A 16497-nucleotide genomic window follows, 5' to 3' on the forward strand; every position below is an offset into this window, starting at 1 on the left:
TTAAAATTAAATCTTTTATAATATCGTTTATCATCTGCTTGATGTGCAGTATTACTTTTAGGAATCTCAACCACATAAATAACCCTATTAGATTCATCGACATTAATAGGAGTTATCTTGATTCCATCAATTCGTGGTCTAACCTTTCCTTGTATTATCTGTTCTAACCATTCTTTCGATATAGTATTTCTGTCAATAGGGTCAATGGTACTTGGTAAATGTCTATTAACCTCATCTTCCTTTAATCCATAGATAATGACTCCACCGTCAGAATTGGCAAATGCAGACACATCTTTTGAAATCTCAGCTGTCTTCTTATCATCTCTTTGCAAAGATGCTGCTGCCTTATAATCTAAATTAAGATTTTCTTCTATTTTATTATTAATAAGGCTATTAATATACTCCAAATTCAACTCCATTTCATATTCTTACTTTAGTAACTTCTAATAAACATAAAGATAGCGATTTTTAACATTCAGAATAATCTAAAATGAATTATATTTGCTTTGTTGAAATAACTAAAAGAAAAGTATAAAAACATGAATCGTCCCCTAAAAATGAACCCCATGAATGAAAAGCATATGTATGTATTTAGTAATCAATATATAGCTACTATCGAGTGGGAGTAAATTAAAGAAAATACATATTTAAAAGTGTCCGTTATATTTTAACGGGCACTTTTTATTTTATACTTTGAGTACATAAAGCGGTTTTAAAATGTCTATTGAATATATAATCTAACTTTAAAGTACAATGAAAAAGGTCGTTTTATTAGTTCTATTATTCATTTCAATTTTAGACATATTCGCACAGGAATTCTTTAAAACCGACATCCCTCTCGCACAGGACGAATACTGGTGGGGCGGTGCTGTCGCTTACGGGGCACAGATGCCGTATCTGAAACCTGTGAAAGAATTCAATCTTGCACTGGATAACAATAACAATCAGGTAGTGCCACTATTCTTATCGAATAAAGGACGGTATTTATGGAGTGAAAAGCCATTCTTTTTCGAAATTACCGATAATACGGTCAAAATAAAGTCAGAATACGAGCAAATAATGATTCAGCAAGGTGGTAGTACACTGCGGGAAGCCTACATTACAGCTTGTCAAAAATACTTCCCGCCAACAGGAACTTTACCAGATGAACTTTTTTTCACCATGCCCCAGTATAATACATGGATAGAACTCATGTACAACCAAAATCAGGAAGATATACTGAAATATGCACAGTCTGTAATCGATAACAATTTTCCGAGAGGGGTACTTATGATAGACGATAACTGGCAGCAGAATTACGGAAATTTCGACTTCCGCCCCGATAAGTTCCCCGACCCTAAAGGGATGATAGATAAGCTGCACAATATGGGATTTAAGGTAATACTGTGGATATGTCCTTTTGTGAGTGCCGACAGCAAAGAATACCGTGAACTTCTTGGAAAAGGATACCTCATAAAGCGTAAAGGTTCGTGGCTTCCGGCAATTATAAACTGGTGGAACGGGCAAAGCGCATGCTACGACCTTACTAATCCCGATGCTTTTGACCATTTCACCGGAATACTTAAAAAAATGCAGCAGAAATACGGAGTAGACGGATTTAAACTCGATGCAGGCGATAATGGCTTTTATAATACCCGGTATCTCGACAGCTATAAAAAAGACGCTACATCGGTAGACCATACATTTGCATGGATGAAAGTAGGGCTGGAATTCCCGTTCAATGAATACCGCGCAGGCTGGAAAATGGGAGGTCAGCCACTTGTCCAGCGGCTGGGAGACAAGCATTATTCATACAGTGCCTTGCAATCGCTGATACCGGAAATGATAGCTGCCGGACTACTCGGTTATGCCTATACCTGCCCTGATATGATAGGCGGCGGGCAAATCTCTTCTTTCGTTAACCTCGATGAAAAGGACTTTAATCAGAATTTGATAGTACGGTCGGCACAGGTTCATGCCCTGATGCCGATGATGCAGTTTTCGGTAGCGCCGTGGAGGGTTCTCGATAAAGAACATATGGATATGGTTCGTGAAATGGCCGATCTTCATCAGAAGTTTGGGGGTTATATAATAAATTGTGCCCGGGAGTCGGCAAAAACAGGCGAACCTATTGTCCGTCACATGGAATACGCATTTCCGAATGAAGGCTTTGCCGAATGTAAAGACCAGTTTATGCTGGGCGACAAATATCTGGTGGCTCCGGTTATTACAAAAGAAAACAGCCGTACTATAAAACTTCCGAAAGGAAAGTGGCGCGACGATTTGGGAAAAACATATAAAGGCGGTCAAACCATAACAATGGATATTCCTCTTAACAGGCTAGTATATTTCGAGAAGCAATAATATAGCACCACCACAAGAAAAGCGTGTGTTCCTTCCCGGAACACACGCTTGCTTTTCAGACCCATATATACTGCAAAATGCTATAAAAACAGTGATATATTGTCTATAGTCTAGTGAATATTATAGCTGCACCACCACTTGTTGCTAACTGCAGATCAATTGTCTTATCTGAAGTTACTTCTATCTCTTCTATTTCTACAGGATAAGGGTTCGTCTTATATTCAGCGCCCTTACCATCCTTAAATATTTTTGCTTTGTACTTTGCCCCGCTATCTAGGAATGTAAGTGGTAAGGACAGCTTGCGGCTATCTGCATTGGTAATACTACCGACATACCAGTTTTCACTGTTCCTATCCTTTCGTGCAATGGTTACATACTCCCCTATTTTTGCATCAGGGACAATCGTTTTGCCCCAGTTGACAGGACATGATGTGATGAATTCAAAAGCTGGATTGTTCTCATAATTTTCAATCATATCAGAAGCCATTTGTAATGGACTGTAAATAATAACGGATAATGCTAATTGTTTCGCAAGAGTAGTTTGCACACGCGTATTCGGGAACACAGGATTTGAAAAACTGAATGTACCCGGTGTGAAGTCCATCGGCCCGGCCAAGCCCCGTGTAAACGGAATAATCGTCGTATGATCCGGAGGATTGCCACCGTCGGCAGACCATGCATCATATTCCTGTCCCCTGACACCTTCCTGTGTCATCAGGTTTGGCCATGTACGTTGCAGACCGGTAGGCATCACAGGCTCGTGATTATCGATCATGATGTGATACTTTGCTGCCGTTTCTATTACTTTGCGGTAATGACGCACACCATACTGGCTGCTATGCCTTTCCTTTCCATCGAGTAAAGGACTGACATATCCCGTCTTGACGGCATTCACCCCGAACCGTTGATAAAAGGCAAAAGCGCTGTCGAGTTGCTTTTCGTAATTCAGTGTAGACCCGCCTGTTTCATGATGACCCACAAGTTTTACATTCTTCATGGCGGCATATTTTGTAATCTCTTTTATATCGAAATCGGAATATGCTTTCGTAAAACTGAATTTATCTCCTTCTTTCGTCCAGTCGTTTTGCCAACCGTCATTCCACCCTTCGACCAATACTCCCGAGAATCCATGCTGCGAAGCGAAGTCTATATATTTTTTTGCATTAGCTGTAGTTGCACCATGTTTCGGCCCCTGATGCCATGTATATTTTTCCATATGCATTCCCCACCAGATACCGATATACCTTCCGGGCTTTATCCATGAAGTATCTTCTATCTTACTTGGCTCATTCAGGTTCAGCATCAGACGCGAGAGGAGTAAATCTCCCGGTTTATCCGCTATGATCAACGTTCTCCAAGGCGTAACCCCGGGTGCTTTCATCATTACTTTTTCACCTGATGACCATGGGGTGAGATCAGTTTTCAAAACCGATGCTTTACCTACTGGAAGCAGATTCATTGCTGCATAATCGGTCAGATTAGCCTCGTGAATACTCAGATACAGGCCGTCCTTTGTTTCCATTGTCAACGGAGTGCTTACAGTATCCAGTTCACTTAGCGTCATATTCCGGTAAAGGCCTTCATAATAATTTGTATGGTAGGCAGGTATCGACCACGATTTGTGATTACCGGCCAGTGCAAACTCTGTGAGTTCGTCCATAATGACAAAGTCTTTCAGATTCTCCTGCTCGGGAAATTCATATCTGAAACCCAATCCATCGTCGAAAACACGGAATACAACAGAAAATTTACGTTTCATGCCTCCTGCTTCTTCCACGTCTACCGTCATCTGATTATAGTCGTTCTTCACGCTGGCTTCTTCTCCCCAAGGCTGGTTCCATGATTCACTGAAAGATGTATGCCGGATATCCTTAATGGTAATATTTTTATCGAAATCATTGTCTTTCAATACAAACCCAAGAAAAGACTTATTTAATACAGCTTTCCCGTTTTTGGCAACCTTATAATAAATCTTCCCGCTCTCGGCGCCTACCATAACGGAAATACTTCCGTCGGGAGATGTGAGCGCAGGGGATTCTTTCTTGCCACATGCAGTCAGGAAGATAAAGACAATGAGGAATAATTTCAAAAATAGTTTCATAATTATATTGTAATAGTTATCAGTTCCACTTTACTGATTACTCTGCAAGGAATACAGAAGAATATCGTCAGGTTTATTAGTATTCGTGCAGCGATTGCAATTCATCCGGTGAAAAAATCACCGGATGAATATATTCAGTTTATTAATAACCCTTATTTTGTTCCAGCCTATTATTTTTTGCAATTTCCTGTGAAGGAATAGGATAGAGAGCTGTATGTTTATCAGCCTCACTCTCTTTACCCCACCATTCTTTAAAGAACGTACCGAAACGGATATTATCTGTCCTGCGGTGTCCTTCGAATACAAATTCCCTTCTCAGCTCCTCATCTATAAAATTGAGGTCGATTACATCAGGCGTATCCAGTCCTGCTCTTCTACGCACTTGTTCGATAAACGGACGTGCCGCTCCTGCATTTCCCAGACGGACATTACATTCAGCCTGCATCATAAGCACTTCCGCATAACGCATCAACACAAGGTCATGATCTCTTTCCCATGCTTCTCCGGCCTTTGCTTCATATTTGATAAGGCGCGCGCCCTCATTTTCTTTAGCATCCCTTATATTGGAGATATCTTCGGTATATATCAGCGGCTCACCTGTATTAGGCATAATTATAGTAGAGCCTGTCCTCAAATCGATCTGAGGCCCTATCAGCAAAGATTTGCGGCGTATATCGTTTTCATCGTAAGATGAATACAACTCCGGCTGTGCAGCAATACCGTTTCCGCACCACTGATAATCGCCTGCGGCAGAGAAAGCATATTTCTGTTCGTAATGGAATGTCATCGAAGCAAGATAATTACCGATTGTACCCTTTTTACCGTCGTAAGGGATGCTGAAGATTATTTCTTTCGAAAGGTGATTATCGGTTTTGAAACTCGCAAAATAATCCGATTCCAGTTCCAGAGTTCCCGGAATCGACTTTATTTTGCTACATGTAACCAAACAATCATTCCAGCGAGCCTGCCCGATAAACACTTCAGAGTTCAGGTATAATCTGGCAAGCAACAAATTCGCTGCATCTTTAGTAAAACGCCCGTATGCTTTTTCCGGTAAATAATCTACGTTATCCAGAAGTTCTTTTTCTACAAATTTATATACCTCGGACCTCGGAGAAGTTCCCGGAGTCTGAGTAACCACATATGATGTATCGATAGGCACATTACCGTACCAGTCGAGAAGATTGTAATAGTAATAGGCACGCAGTGCTTTCAGCTCGGCAAAGATAGGTTTGCTCGATTCGGCATCCAGACCCGATTGCTGTACCTGATATATGATAGCATTGGTAGAAGCGATTCCGCTGTAGGCATATTTCCACAGTGACCACAACTTTTCATTACCTGGTTTCCATGTATGTTCATGAATATCAACGTATACTCCACCGTCGTTCCAGTTGTTTCCGGGATTACGGGTAGGGATAACACACTCGTCGGATGCTACGGCATTGGCAAAGAATACAAATTCGCAGGTAGGGTAATAGTTAACCCCGTCTGCTGCCCCTCCTCTCAGGGAAGAGTACGCACGTCCTACTATTGTTTCTATTTCAGTGGGTGTTTTTCCGTAGTCAGAAGATCCTACTTTATCGTAAAGTGTTTCTGACAGGTCGGTACATGCATTTAGCAGCAGTATACCGCCTAATATGGATATTATTGATTTGATTTTCATAATCTTAATTTGATTCGTTAGTTAAAAGGATAGATTTACACCGAATGAGAATGTTCTGGCTTTCGGATAATAGAAGTTATCGCCGTCTCTCGCTTCACCGATAGATTTATCTATACCCGGACTTAACAATCCGCTGGAATTTACTTCAGGATCGATTCCCTTATATCCTGTGAGAACAAACAGGTTTTCGCCCGTAGCATATACCCTGATCTTGCTGAACCATTCATTTTTGATAGGCAGAGTATAACCTAATGTCAGGCTCTGGAGACGGAAAAAGTCGCCTTTCTCAATCCAGTAATCGGAGTAAACAGGGTCTTGTTTCACACCTTTATCTACCCATGAGTCCAAAATATTTGCTCCCGGAAGGCGGCCAAGGCTTGCAAGGTTCATTGCCTGCGCATTCAGCACCTTTTGTCCGAACATTCCGTAACCGGCCACATTGAGGTCGAAATCGCGGTATGTGAAATCAAATGACAATCCCATTGTGAATTTAGGCTGTGCATTTCCTAAGTCCTGTAGAAGGGGAGTCTCTCCGTCTTCGCTCATTTCCAGTATATAATTGCCGCTTTCATCTATTCCCAGACATTTAGGTCCCCAGAAAGTACCTACTGCATAACCTTCTCTCAATGTTTGCGAGTATACGCCTGTCATTCCGGTCAATCCGTGAAGATTACCTGTTGCAACAGCATCAGTCTGGTATTTATCATTCGACAACTTTGTTACTTTCTGCTTGTTGTATGCCAGTGTCAGATTTCCGTTCCATGAAAAATCTTTCCGGTTGATGATATTTGCACCAAAAGAGAATTCTATCCCTTTATTTTCCAGGTCGCCCACGTTTGCCATCATTTCATTATATAGGTACGGCGGCTGAGGAACAGAATATCTGTATAATAGATCGGATGTCTTTTTGATATATGCATCTACAGTCACATTAAAACGGTTCAGGAAAGAAATGTCCACACCGATATTAGTCTGCGCTGTTGATTCCCATTTCAGGTCGGGATTAGCATTCTGTGTGATACCATAGGACTGTTTCCATGAGCCGTCGCCGGATGTCTGATTGTAGTATGCGCCTCCCGGAATAGTTCCCATCAGCGAAAGCGAAGCATATTCACCGATACCATCCTGATTACCTGTTACACCATAGCCCACACGCAGCTTCAAATTATCAAGCCAGCTGCGGCTTCCTTCCATAAATGCCTCGTCGGAAACTCTCCATGCTACTGATACCGACGGGAATGTTCCCCATTTGTGGTTATCCCCGAAACGTGATGAACCGTCGCGGCGAAGCGTTCCTGTAAACATATAACGGTTCATCAATACGTAGTTAACACGTCCGAAGAATGAAATCAGCTGAGCCTGACCCTTGTAAGAATATACATCTCCTAAGCGGGAATCGAATCCTGCGCCGAGATTGTTATATTGGAATGCATCGGTATCGAAGCCTCTTCTTTCCGATCCGAATCCTTCATACATATTTTTCAGATAAGAGTAACCTGCCATTACATTCATCTTGTGTATATCGTTGAATGTGCGGTCATAAGTCAGATATGTTTCTATCTGCTTATTTTCATAGTCAGCCACAGAACGTCTGCCATAACCTTTATCTGTCTGTCCGAAGAAAGAATATGACGGCAGGTAATAACGGCCTTGTTGCGAGTTGTATTCGTAAGAAGTATTTGCCACACCTTTCAATCCGTCAATGATATCGAGTTCTGCTTTCAGGTAACCGAATAGGCGGGTACGTGTCTGATCGTCTTTACGGTTCATCAGTGTTTCCACAGGGTTATTACTGTTTGTACCACCTATCTGGGTGTATTCGCCGTTTTGCATTACCGGCAGGGTCGGGTTCTGATTCAACGCCCTGTCATATATCCTTATATCCACCGGATTATATTTATCCTTGTTGGCATGCAGGCTGGCTTCTACTTTAAGCCTGTTGTTTAGTCCGTACTGATATGCGGTAAGGCTTCCTGCCAGACGGCTCAATGAGCTGGTCTTAATTACCCCTTCCGTATCCATATAGCTTACCGATGCACGGAATCCGCTTTGCTTGGTACCATTCGAGAAAGAAAGATTGTGCGAATGGGAAACAGCAGTGCGCTGTAGTTCTTTCTGCCAGTCGGTATCACCGCCGTAATCGACTGCACCACCGATATTATTGTCGCGGACGTATGCTCTCCACTGATTAGCCGACAGCATATCGAGGTTTTTAGCCACTGTGCCGACTGCTACATAACCGTTGTAACTCATCGAGAGGCTTGCATTCTCACGGTTTGTTGTTACGATAATAACACCGTTGGCACCCCTCGAACCATAGATAGCGGCCGCAGAAGCATCCTTTAAAACGTCGATGGAAACGATATCCCCGGGTTGTATAGTATTCATATCCACTCCCGGTATCCCGTCTACTACGATAAGCGGGCTGTTGCTTGCCGAAAGTGATGTACCGCCACGCAGGCGTATAGATGAGCCTTGTGTAGGGTCGCCTGTTGCCTGCGATACAGTTAGTCCGGCAATCTTTCCCTGTAGTACCTGTTCGGCAGAGGTGATAACACCTTTTCTCAGGTCGTCGGCTGAAACGGAGCTAATCGATCCTGTCAGATCGGATTTGCGCATTGTACCATATCCTATCCCTACGATAGTAACGGCATCCAGAGCAACCATATTTTCCTGCATCTTTATGTCCATTACAGCTTCTGCCGGCTCACTCACCGGATTATAACCGACATATGTAAAAGTTATTATTTCTCCCGAAGCCGCTTTCAATGTGAAAGTTCCATCTACGTCGGTCACAGTCCCGCCTTGTCCCGAAGCCGGCATGATGCTGACTCCGATAAGAGGTTCATTATCTTTATCGACAACAGTTCCTTTCACTGTTATCTGGTCTTGTGCATATGCTGTACTGATGAAGCAAACAAGTGATACTACAATCAGTAATGCAGATTTAGAAAATCTCTTAAAATTCATCATGATACTATTTAATAAGGTTATCGACTTTTACCAATGGAATGCTTTCATTGAAAATGATTCTATCCCTTTCATCGCTCACAAGAACATGTATGTTAGTGATATTTTTCCCGCCAAATTCTTTCTTCATATCGATAAAGGCGCGCTGCAAATCCCTGTTTCCGACAAGGTCGCCTTCTATTACTTTATCCCCTCCTGTTATCTTATACGAAAGTTGTTGTCCTTTCTCATTATATTGACGTGAGAGAATAAAGATATCATCTAAGCTGACTTTTATAGGGAAAAGAGAGAATACAGGCGCAGGCGGTACAGGACGGCCCGGAGCCAAAATTTTAAATTCGGCACAACCCACATTCAGTCCTTTTATTTTTCCATCAGGACTGCTGAAAGAGAGGTTGACATCGTCTACATCGGTATCTTCCGGCAGATTGAAATAATCGTCTATGGTCATATCCAGACGCCAGATTCCCTCGGCTATTTTAGATAGCTTGGCTTTAGGATCGTTGCTCTCTACTGAATATTCCCAGTTGTTCAAACCTGCACTGGCTACAACCCCACTTGCTTTATTCAATTCACCTTTTATGCATTCAGTACCGCTTGTCGACCATGTATTACCCGCATTGATAAGGAATGATACTGGTTTATCCTGCAAAAAGCTCTTCGGATATACATCTATTACCGCATCGCCTTTTATTGTAGTTAGATTATAGACATCTATCTGACTTGCTTCTACATCGGGAGCGAAATATACCTGATCAGCCTTAGACCAGTCGGCTGTCCTCAGCATTCCGTAAAAGGCTCCTTTTTCATAAATTTCCTCTGCCGATATTTTATAAAATTCGGTAGGAACCATATCAAAACGATAAATATTCCCCTCGACATGTGTTAATAAGACTTCTTCTGTAGGGCGTCCCGGATCGGCCGGAAACCATGAGTGAATACAGATGCTTTTCTCTCCCACCAGATTTGTATTGGATACATCAAAGAATAGGGAGACCTTCTCGTCAGGAAGAAATGCTGCAGGTTGTGACCAGTGTTTGACAGCGTATTTCTGAGCCTGCAATATCTGCGGAACTGCAATGAATAATGCGCTGACAAGACATATTATTGATAATCTTTTCATGATACTTACTGATTAGGTTCGGTTTTCTTAATTAATTTATACTGATAAGACACGTATGCTATTCCGTCTGTACTGCGGGTAAACTTCAGTTCCATTTCAGGTTTTGACCCCGGCATAGAAACTACTGACAGCTTACCTATCAAGGTGGTTTTGGCAGCATCAGAATACAGCCAGATTACCGGTATCGTGCCGTCGGCCATCTGGAAAGTGGAACTCATATCCCAGAAACCGCTTTTAGGGAACAATTCGGGAGCAGTACCCGACACTGAATAAGTAGTAGGAATATTATTACCCTCTACATTCAGGGCAAGGTTAAAACTATCAAAACCAAGTTGTCCGGAAAGGCTGATTTCGGTAGGTGTGATACCCGAAGTAATAGCCAGTTCGTCAATTTGCAGGACATCAGACAGATCCCAGCTACCCTTTACTTTTTCATAAAGAGTAACAGGCTCTACAAAATGCCCGTCATCAGTATCGTTACACCCGGTAAACGAAAACATGATAGTCAGTAAAAATAAAACACTGAGATGCTTTAATAAGACTTTCATAGGTACAAGTTTTGGTTAGAAAAATATGGTTATTTAGATTTAATCTGATAATTTATATACCCGTAAAAACAGGTATCGTAATGTATCGATGCAAATGTAGAGTGTGTTAATAAAAATAAGAAATTGCCTATGAAAAATATAATGACTTTTCTGAAAATATAAAATTAAAACCACTGTATATTAGACAATTAACACAAAGGATGAAAATCAAAAATATAACCTTAATATAAACAAAAAAAGAGCTTTATTAAGCTCCTTTAATAACATATTGTCAAAAACAGTGGTCAATGGGGAGTAATCCGAACCGACTTTATAGCCATTATTTTTTGCTCGAATTGTTCGTTGGGGATAATCGATTTATTCTTTACTTTGGTCTTGTAGGTATTTATAGTATTAACCGAATAATCCAGAAACTTGGCTATACGTTCCGTTTCATTAATACCAAGGCGTATAAGTGCAAAAATGCGGAGCTCAGGGGTTAATGCTCTGTTTGCATCCAGTATTATAGCATCCTCCGGCCGGAATAATTGGTTATATTCTTCTATGAAATCAGGAAAAATTCTCAAAAACGTTTCATCGAAGGAGGAATACATATTCTCACGCTCTTTCTTAAGGTCGGATTCTTTCAGATAGGAGCGGATATCATCGTACTGACGGGCTGTGATTTTCCTGTTTATAGTCCTGTAAAGGTTTTCCATGCGGTCTATATATTCCGATTTACCATAGAGCGACTGCACTATATATTCGTCCTTGATAGCATTGGCTTCCGTAAGTTTGATATTAGTCGATTTCAGGCTCTTATTCTGTAAGCGGATAGTTCCTCGGGCATTTCGCAAGCGATTCACCTGTTTGTAAATGACGATTGTAGCTACCAGCAATAATATAAATAGAAACGAAACAAGGATAGCGAATACCATAAGGTTATTCCGTTGGTTCTCAACCATGCCGAGCCGCTCCTTTTCAATAATGGGCAAAATAGCGCTAATCTGGATTTTGCGGTGACGGGCATTATAAAAGTTAGCATCTTCCATTGCAAGACGGACATATCTGTTGGCACGGCTTACATCGCCTGTCGTATATAAAATATTGGCCAGATTCTGTAAAGCCACAGCTTCCTTAGTCGCCGATTTGATATCGCTTATCGCAGCTTTGATAAGGTATAAGGCGCCCTTATTCACATCACCCATAGACCAGTATATAAATCCAAGGCTGGATGTAGCTATGGCAGATGTATGTTCATCGAGATTGGGAGAGTGCAGCAATGTCTGGAATGCATCGATAGCCGCGGGGAAATCGCGCTGCTGCATCCTTTTCAGCCCTACCGTACTCCACATATTGGGCGATTCCACCGACTGATAGGTAATAGCCGAGTCGCAATATTGTATACCCTGCCGTATATATCCCGCACTGAAAGGTTCGCCATTGTTATAATCGGCCATATCGTAATAGAGCCGTGCAATAAGTGCGTAATATTCTCTCTTTACATGATCGGGCGCCTCGGAAACATCTATACTCGTCATTATATCATACGATTCCTTAAACAAGCCCGAAGAAAGATAACAGAAAGCGACACACCGCTTCGCCTCTATTATTTTATTGGGTTCCCCTATTTTATCGGCAAGGCGAAGGCATTTTTCGGCATATACATAGGCCGAATCGTATACATATGATTTATACTCGTCGAACAGCGAACTATAAATATTCAGCTTAGCTGATTCGTCGGCTGCCGTGGGAAGTTTTTGCTTCAGTGTCTCTATGCGGTTTTCTCTCAACTGGATATAGTAGTCTTTTTTATCTATATATTCATCGAGTTCTTTCAGGAGTACATTTATACTGTCGGAACTTACCGCGAAAGTATAAGCTATACAAACATTTAAAAGGAAGAATAGAGCAAAGTACCTTCTCATATTTCACAGGTTTTCGGGACTATTCTGTTAAAAAACTCAGAATAATCGCCAAGATATTCATGGTCAGATCTTTATTATTATCAACACCCTCTCTTATTACCGGAATTAGTATAACATGAATCAAATTAACATTTGATTTATCGATATATTAAACCACTAAGGTACAAAATAAGTTAAGGAATCAAAATTCCGGAAAAGGGTTTAATTTCAAAATATTATAAGATAAGGTCATTCGATCAATACAAACCCTGCCCATTTGCGTGGCGTATCGGGATATGCTCTTTTCAATTTATTTTGTGCAGCAGAAAATGCCGCTCTTATTTTTATCCCGTCAGACCATTGACGATAAAACTCCGCCATAAATTCGTCTGTTTCCATATCCGGAACTTTCCACAGACTGGTAATTATCGCTTTTGCTCCGGCCAGACGGAATGCACGCTGTACTCCATATACACCTTCGCTTCCGTCGATATCACCCAGTCCGGCATCTAACATGGAGAGTACGACCAATTGAGTGTTAGTCAGGTTCATATGCGAAATTTCATAAGCTGTCAGTATACCGTCATCTATATCGTCTCTTATATCTTTTCCGCTCCATGCATCATTTATTCCGGCCATAGCAAGTCCGGCGCGCATCAGAGGATTATTTGCCAGACGATAGATCGGTTTATCGGCAAAGTTTAATTTTGGTTTACCGGCTGTTTCCGGCTGTGGAAAATAAAATCCATAAGTTGATATATGCAATAAGTCGGGAGACAGATACGATGAATAGGACTTTAGACGTGTTTCCGTTGCATCCTTATCCGTATGAAGAATAGTACCCCAATCTAATTCCAATAGCAGTCTCTGTACGGCTTCTACCTCTGTAAGCGAACCCGGAGATTGGATAAAGCCTTGCCCCCGCGTTTTATTTTTATCGAATTCGGCTAACATGCCACCGGTAAGATTCTGATCTCTACCTCTCAGAAGATGTCCGTCGTTTAAGCTATCGAGACCTTCTAAAGGAAAACTGAAATTAATACCCCCTATCATAATTGCCCTTTCGTGTGAAGTAACACTCTCTTCTTCGCTTTTAAGTTCGGCAATATCTTTTGTACACAGCAGGTTGTGTATAACATATTTATCACTGAGAGAACCTTGTTGCCCTTTCATACCCGCAAAAGAAACGCCATGCAGCAAACCTGCCGGAGCCAGATAAATACGGCCGGTATTACTCAGGTACGCCTCCAAAGGTTCCCATATCAGAGGATATGCATCTCTGAAATCATAGGGAGAAGTCTCGATTGCCGCTTTTAATTCCTCTTCTCCACATAATGGAATCATCAAAGGATAGTCATAATCGGAACGGAGTATAATTGCACAGTAAACATTACCTCCGGTCAATGAATTTGAAATATCGCTTTCTTTAAATGAAATAAATTCTATTGCTGCCTCGTTCGGTTCGAGTATTTCCCTGATATATTCCCATTTCAGCGTAAAATCCTGACGTTGCCGACGATAAACTTTCGACTCGGACAGGACTTCATTTTCAAACATAAGAGTCTCTTTCTCCGATTCAGCATAACCGTCCCTCAAATCATTTACCTGTTTCAAGAGGTCGAGCAGTTCGTCATCACCACTATTCATTATAATATCTTCGACCTGCTGATAGTTACTTACGGAAAAGCTTTCCACAATTCCGTTTTCCATTTGTAAAATTATATTCTCCATCTCTGCAAGGCTGTGCTTCATATTGCTGACAATATCCCACAGCCCGATAAGTTTCTCGTCGCGACTTTCCTTTATAGACAGCTGTATACGGTTGGATGAATTCAACAGCAGGCTTTTTGCCAGAAGTTCGTTACTATAAGCAGATGCTACAAGCTCCGGATTCGCGTCCTTGTTTCTGCTGACAAAGGAATGGAATACATCCAGCATATTACGTAAGGATATGGAATATAAGGTACGTTGTTTTTCCGATAAAAAGGCAAAATTTTGATTTATTTGCTCTCTCAACAGTTCAAATGCCTGATTGAAATAAGACTGTGCTGCTTCTATTTCCCCTGCAGCTTCCCTGTTTAATGCCGCATTCGTCAGATATATATAATATTTCGGATGTTTTTTATTCAGCAGCCTTTCTATAGCCTGATAGGTTTCAAAAGCGTTATCATACCTGCCTCTCAAATCCTGAAATCCGGCTAAAGCTGAAAGTGTGCCAATATAGTCCGAACTTTTTTCACCGTATATCTCTTTTTTCTTGTCCAATATCTCTTTATATAAGTTTTCTACAGAAGCATAGTCCACTTCGGGGAAAGTTTGTCTCACTCTAACCATATGTTCCAAAACATTCAGATAATCCGAATGTTTATCTCCACTATTTTGCTTTAGCACAGGCAATGCCTGCTCGTAAAGCGAAAGCGCTCTAAGCAGGTCGTTTTTCTTTTCATAGGCCAGTGCCTGACTAGCAAGAGAACCGGCATAGAACGAAGTATTTTCACCCAGTGTCGATTTATATATATCCCCCACCTGTTGGAACAGCATATCTGCTTTTTCGTAATTACCCATCTCCAGATAAAACATACCTAAATTATTTAAAGCATCAGCAACACTCTGATTATCTTCTCCATGCAAAGACTTCCTTAATTCAAGCGACTCCAGATATAGCCCTTCTGCTTTTTCATAATACCCCTCTCCTTGATAAAGCTGCGCGAGGCTGTTCAGCACGCTGAAATAATAAGTATGCTGCTTCCCAAAAACTTTTTCAGATACAGAGAGCGACTCATGAAGACACATTTCCGCCTTTTGCGAATCGCCGAATAGCATCAATATAGACCCGAGATCGGCAAGAGCCCCTGCATACATGCCATTTATCCGTCCGTAATTCTTTTCAGCAGAGGGGAGAACTTCCTCAATCAATTGTTTTGCGTCCACATATTCGCCGACCGCCTTTTTAATCATACTCAATTTTAGTACACTGTTGATATAATCGTAATGGGATTCCCCTACTGTACTTTTATAAATATCGACAGCCTCCGAGCAATAGTCTTTTGCATAGTCATAATCTTTTTTAAGAAAGCTGTTCATTGCAGAAATCGTAAGGAATCGCGCATATTCGGGATGTTCTTTACCGGTTGAGACTATAAGCATTTCGGAAACTTTTTCGAGTAAAGGTTCTGCCTGTTCGCTCTTACCCGACAAAATATAATAGTATGCTTTGTTTGTAAGTGAATGAGAATATAGTTCGCCCGCTTCACCAAACCATCTCTTCCTGATATCGATAGCCTCATTTAGGAAACTTTCCACTTCCGCCATATCTCCCATCTCCATACGAAGTTCGCTGAGGTCATTTAATGTTTCGGCATATTCGCGGCTACGGTCACCGGAAACGCCCTTTCTTATAGTTAAGGCTTCGAGAAATAATGTATTAGCAACTTCGTACTGACTTGTCCTATGTTTTATCTTTGCCAGACTGTTCAATGCCGTGGCATAACCGGCTAGCTTATATTTTCCTTTTTGCTTTTGCAATCCGATGAGCCGTGTGTATATAGAGTCTGCCGAAAGATATCGCCCTTCGTCATATAAGGCTTTGCCTGCCTTCTCCATCTCATTGAGATTGTAAACCAGTATTTCCTGCGCAAATGAAAATAACATTAAATTCATTAATACGCATAGCAGTGCATAACGTTTGTAGAGATAAAGCTTGTGTGTTCTCATTTTCAAAACCGTTTGTTTTTTTCTAACGTATAGGATAACTCTTGTACTTTGTGTAAATTATTGGGGGATTTTATTATAATAACCCTGTTCTTTTTGATTTGCCCATCCTGTCTCCGCCGTAGAACAGATACTAAGTTTATGCCGAT

General features: G+C 41.3%; 9 protein-coding genes. 1 reads left to right on the plus strand and 8 read right to left on the minus strand.

Translation table 11 applies throughout. From position 1 onward, the window contains the following. The coding region (locus K348_RS0115505) for a helix-turn-helix domain-containing protein (RefSeq protein WP_029906973.1) at window positions 1-419 on the minus strand (419 nt) is incomplete at its 3' end. A gap of 334 nt (window positions 420-753) precedes the next feature. On the opposite strand from K348_RS0115505, the gene K348_RS0115510 reads away from it, so the two are divergent. Then, complete coding sequence (locus K348_RS0115510; RefSeq protein WP_029906345.1) at window positions 754-2343, plus strand: glycoside hydrolase family 31 protein; 1590 nt, start codon at window positions 754-756, stop codon at window positions 2341-2343. Between the two features lie 103 nt (window positions 2344-2446). On the opposite strand, the gene K348_RS0115515 is transcribed toward K348_RS0115510, so the two are convergent. The 7 genes from K348_RS0115515 to K348_RS0115545 form a co-directional block, all read right to left on the minus strand. Then, on the minus strand, window positions 2447-4444 hold the full coding sequence (locus tag K348_RS0115515) for a glycoside hydrolase family 97 protein (protein WP_029906347.1): 1998 nt from the start codon (window positions 4442-4444) through the stop codon (window positions 2447-2449). 142 nt (window positions 4445-4586) lie between these two features. Then, window positions 4587-6110 carry a RagB/SusD family nutrient uptake outer membrane protein gene (locus K348_RS0115520; RefSeq protein WP_029906349.1) on the minus strand — a complete coding sequence of 508 codons (1524 nt, stop codon included), beginning with the start codon at window positions 6108-6110 and terminating at the stop codon, window positions 4587-4589. 21 nt (window positions 6111-6131) lie between these two features. Continuing rightward, a complete protein-coding gene (locus K348_RS0115525; RefSeq protein WP_231496811.1) occupies window positions 6132-9083 on the minus strand; it encodes a TonB-dependent receptor in 2952 nt (983 codons plus the stop codon). Between the two features lie 4 nt (window positions 9084-9087). Beyond that, a complete protein-coding gene (locus K348_RS0115530; RefSeq protein WP_029906352.1) occupies window positions 9088-10203 on the minus strand; it encodes a hypothetical protein in 1116 nt (371 codons plus the stop codon). Window positions 10204-10208: 5 nt separating this feature from the next. Beyond that, window positions 10209-10751 carry a DUF5004 domain-containing protein gene (locus K348_RS0115535; RefSeq protein ID WP_029906354.1) on the minus strand — a complete coding sequence of 181 codons (543 nt, stop codon included), beginning with the start codon at window positions 10749-10751 and terminating at the stop codon, window positions 10209-10211. Between the two features lie 284 nt (window positions 10752-11035). Continuing rightward, a complete protein-coding gene (locus tag K348_RS0115540) occupies window positions 11036-12658 on the minus strand; it encodes a DUF6377 domain-containing protein (protein ID WP_029906356.1) in 1623 nt (540 codons plus the stop codon). A 228-nt stretch (window positions 12659-12886) separates the two neighbouring features. Next, the gene (locus tag K348_RS0115545; protein ID WP_081852596.1) at window positions 12887-16351 is read right to left on the minus strand and encodes a CHAT domain-containing tetratricopeptide repeat protein; all 3465 of its coding nucleotides are present in this window, start codon (window positions 16349-16351) and stop codon (window positions 12887-12889) included. Window positions 16352-16497 lie beyond the last annotated feature (146 nt).

It is taken from the genome of Prevotella sp. 10(H), from assembly GCF_000711235.1.
In the GTDB taxonomy this organism is placed as follows: Bacteria; Bacteroidota; Bacteroidia; order Bacteroidales; family Dysgonomonadaceae; genus Dysgonomonas.

Coding starts and splice junctions, on each gene's coding strand:
- K348_RS0115540 (WP_029906356.1), bottom strand. CDS start 12,658: ATGAGAAGGTACTTTGCTCTATTCTTCCTTTTAAATGTTTGTATAGCT.
- K348_RS0115545 (WP_081852596.1), bottom strand. CDS start 16,351: ATGAGAACACACAAGCTTTATCTCTACAAACGTTATGCACTGCTATGC.
- K348_RS0115535 (WP_029906354.1), bottom strand. CDS start 10,751: ATGAAAGTCTTATTAAAGCATCTCAGTGTTTTATTTTTACTGACTATC.
- K348_RS0115510 (WP_029906345.1), top strand. CDS start 754: ATGAAAAAGGTCGTTTTATTAGTTCTATTATTCATTTCAATTTTAGAC.
- K348_RS0115520 (WP_029906349.1), bottom strand. CDS start 6,110: ATGAAAATCAAATCAATAATATCCATATTAGGCGGTATACTGCTGCTA.
- K348_RS0115525 (WP_231496811.1), bottom strand. CDS start 9,083: ATGATGAATTTTAAGAGATTTTCTAAATCTGCATTACTGATTGTAGTA.
- K348_RS0115515 (WP_029906347.1), bottom strand. CDS start 4,444: ATGAAACTATTTTTGAAATTATTCCTCATTGTCTTTATCTTCCTGACT.
- K348_RS0115530 (WP_029906352.1), bottom strand. CDS start 10,203: ATGAAAAGATTATCAATAATATGTCTTGTCAGCGCATTATTCATTGCA.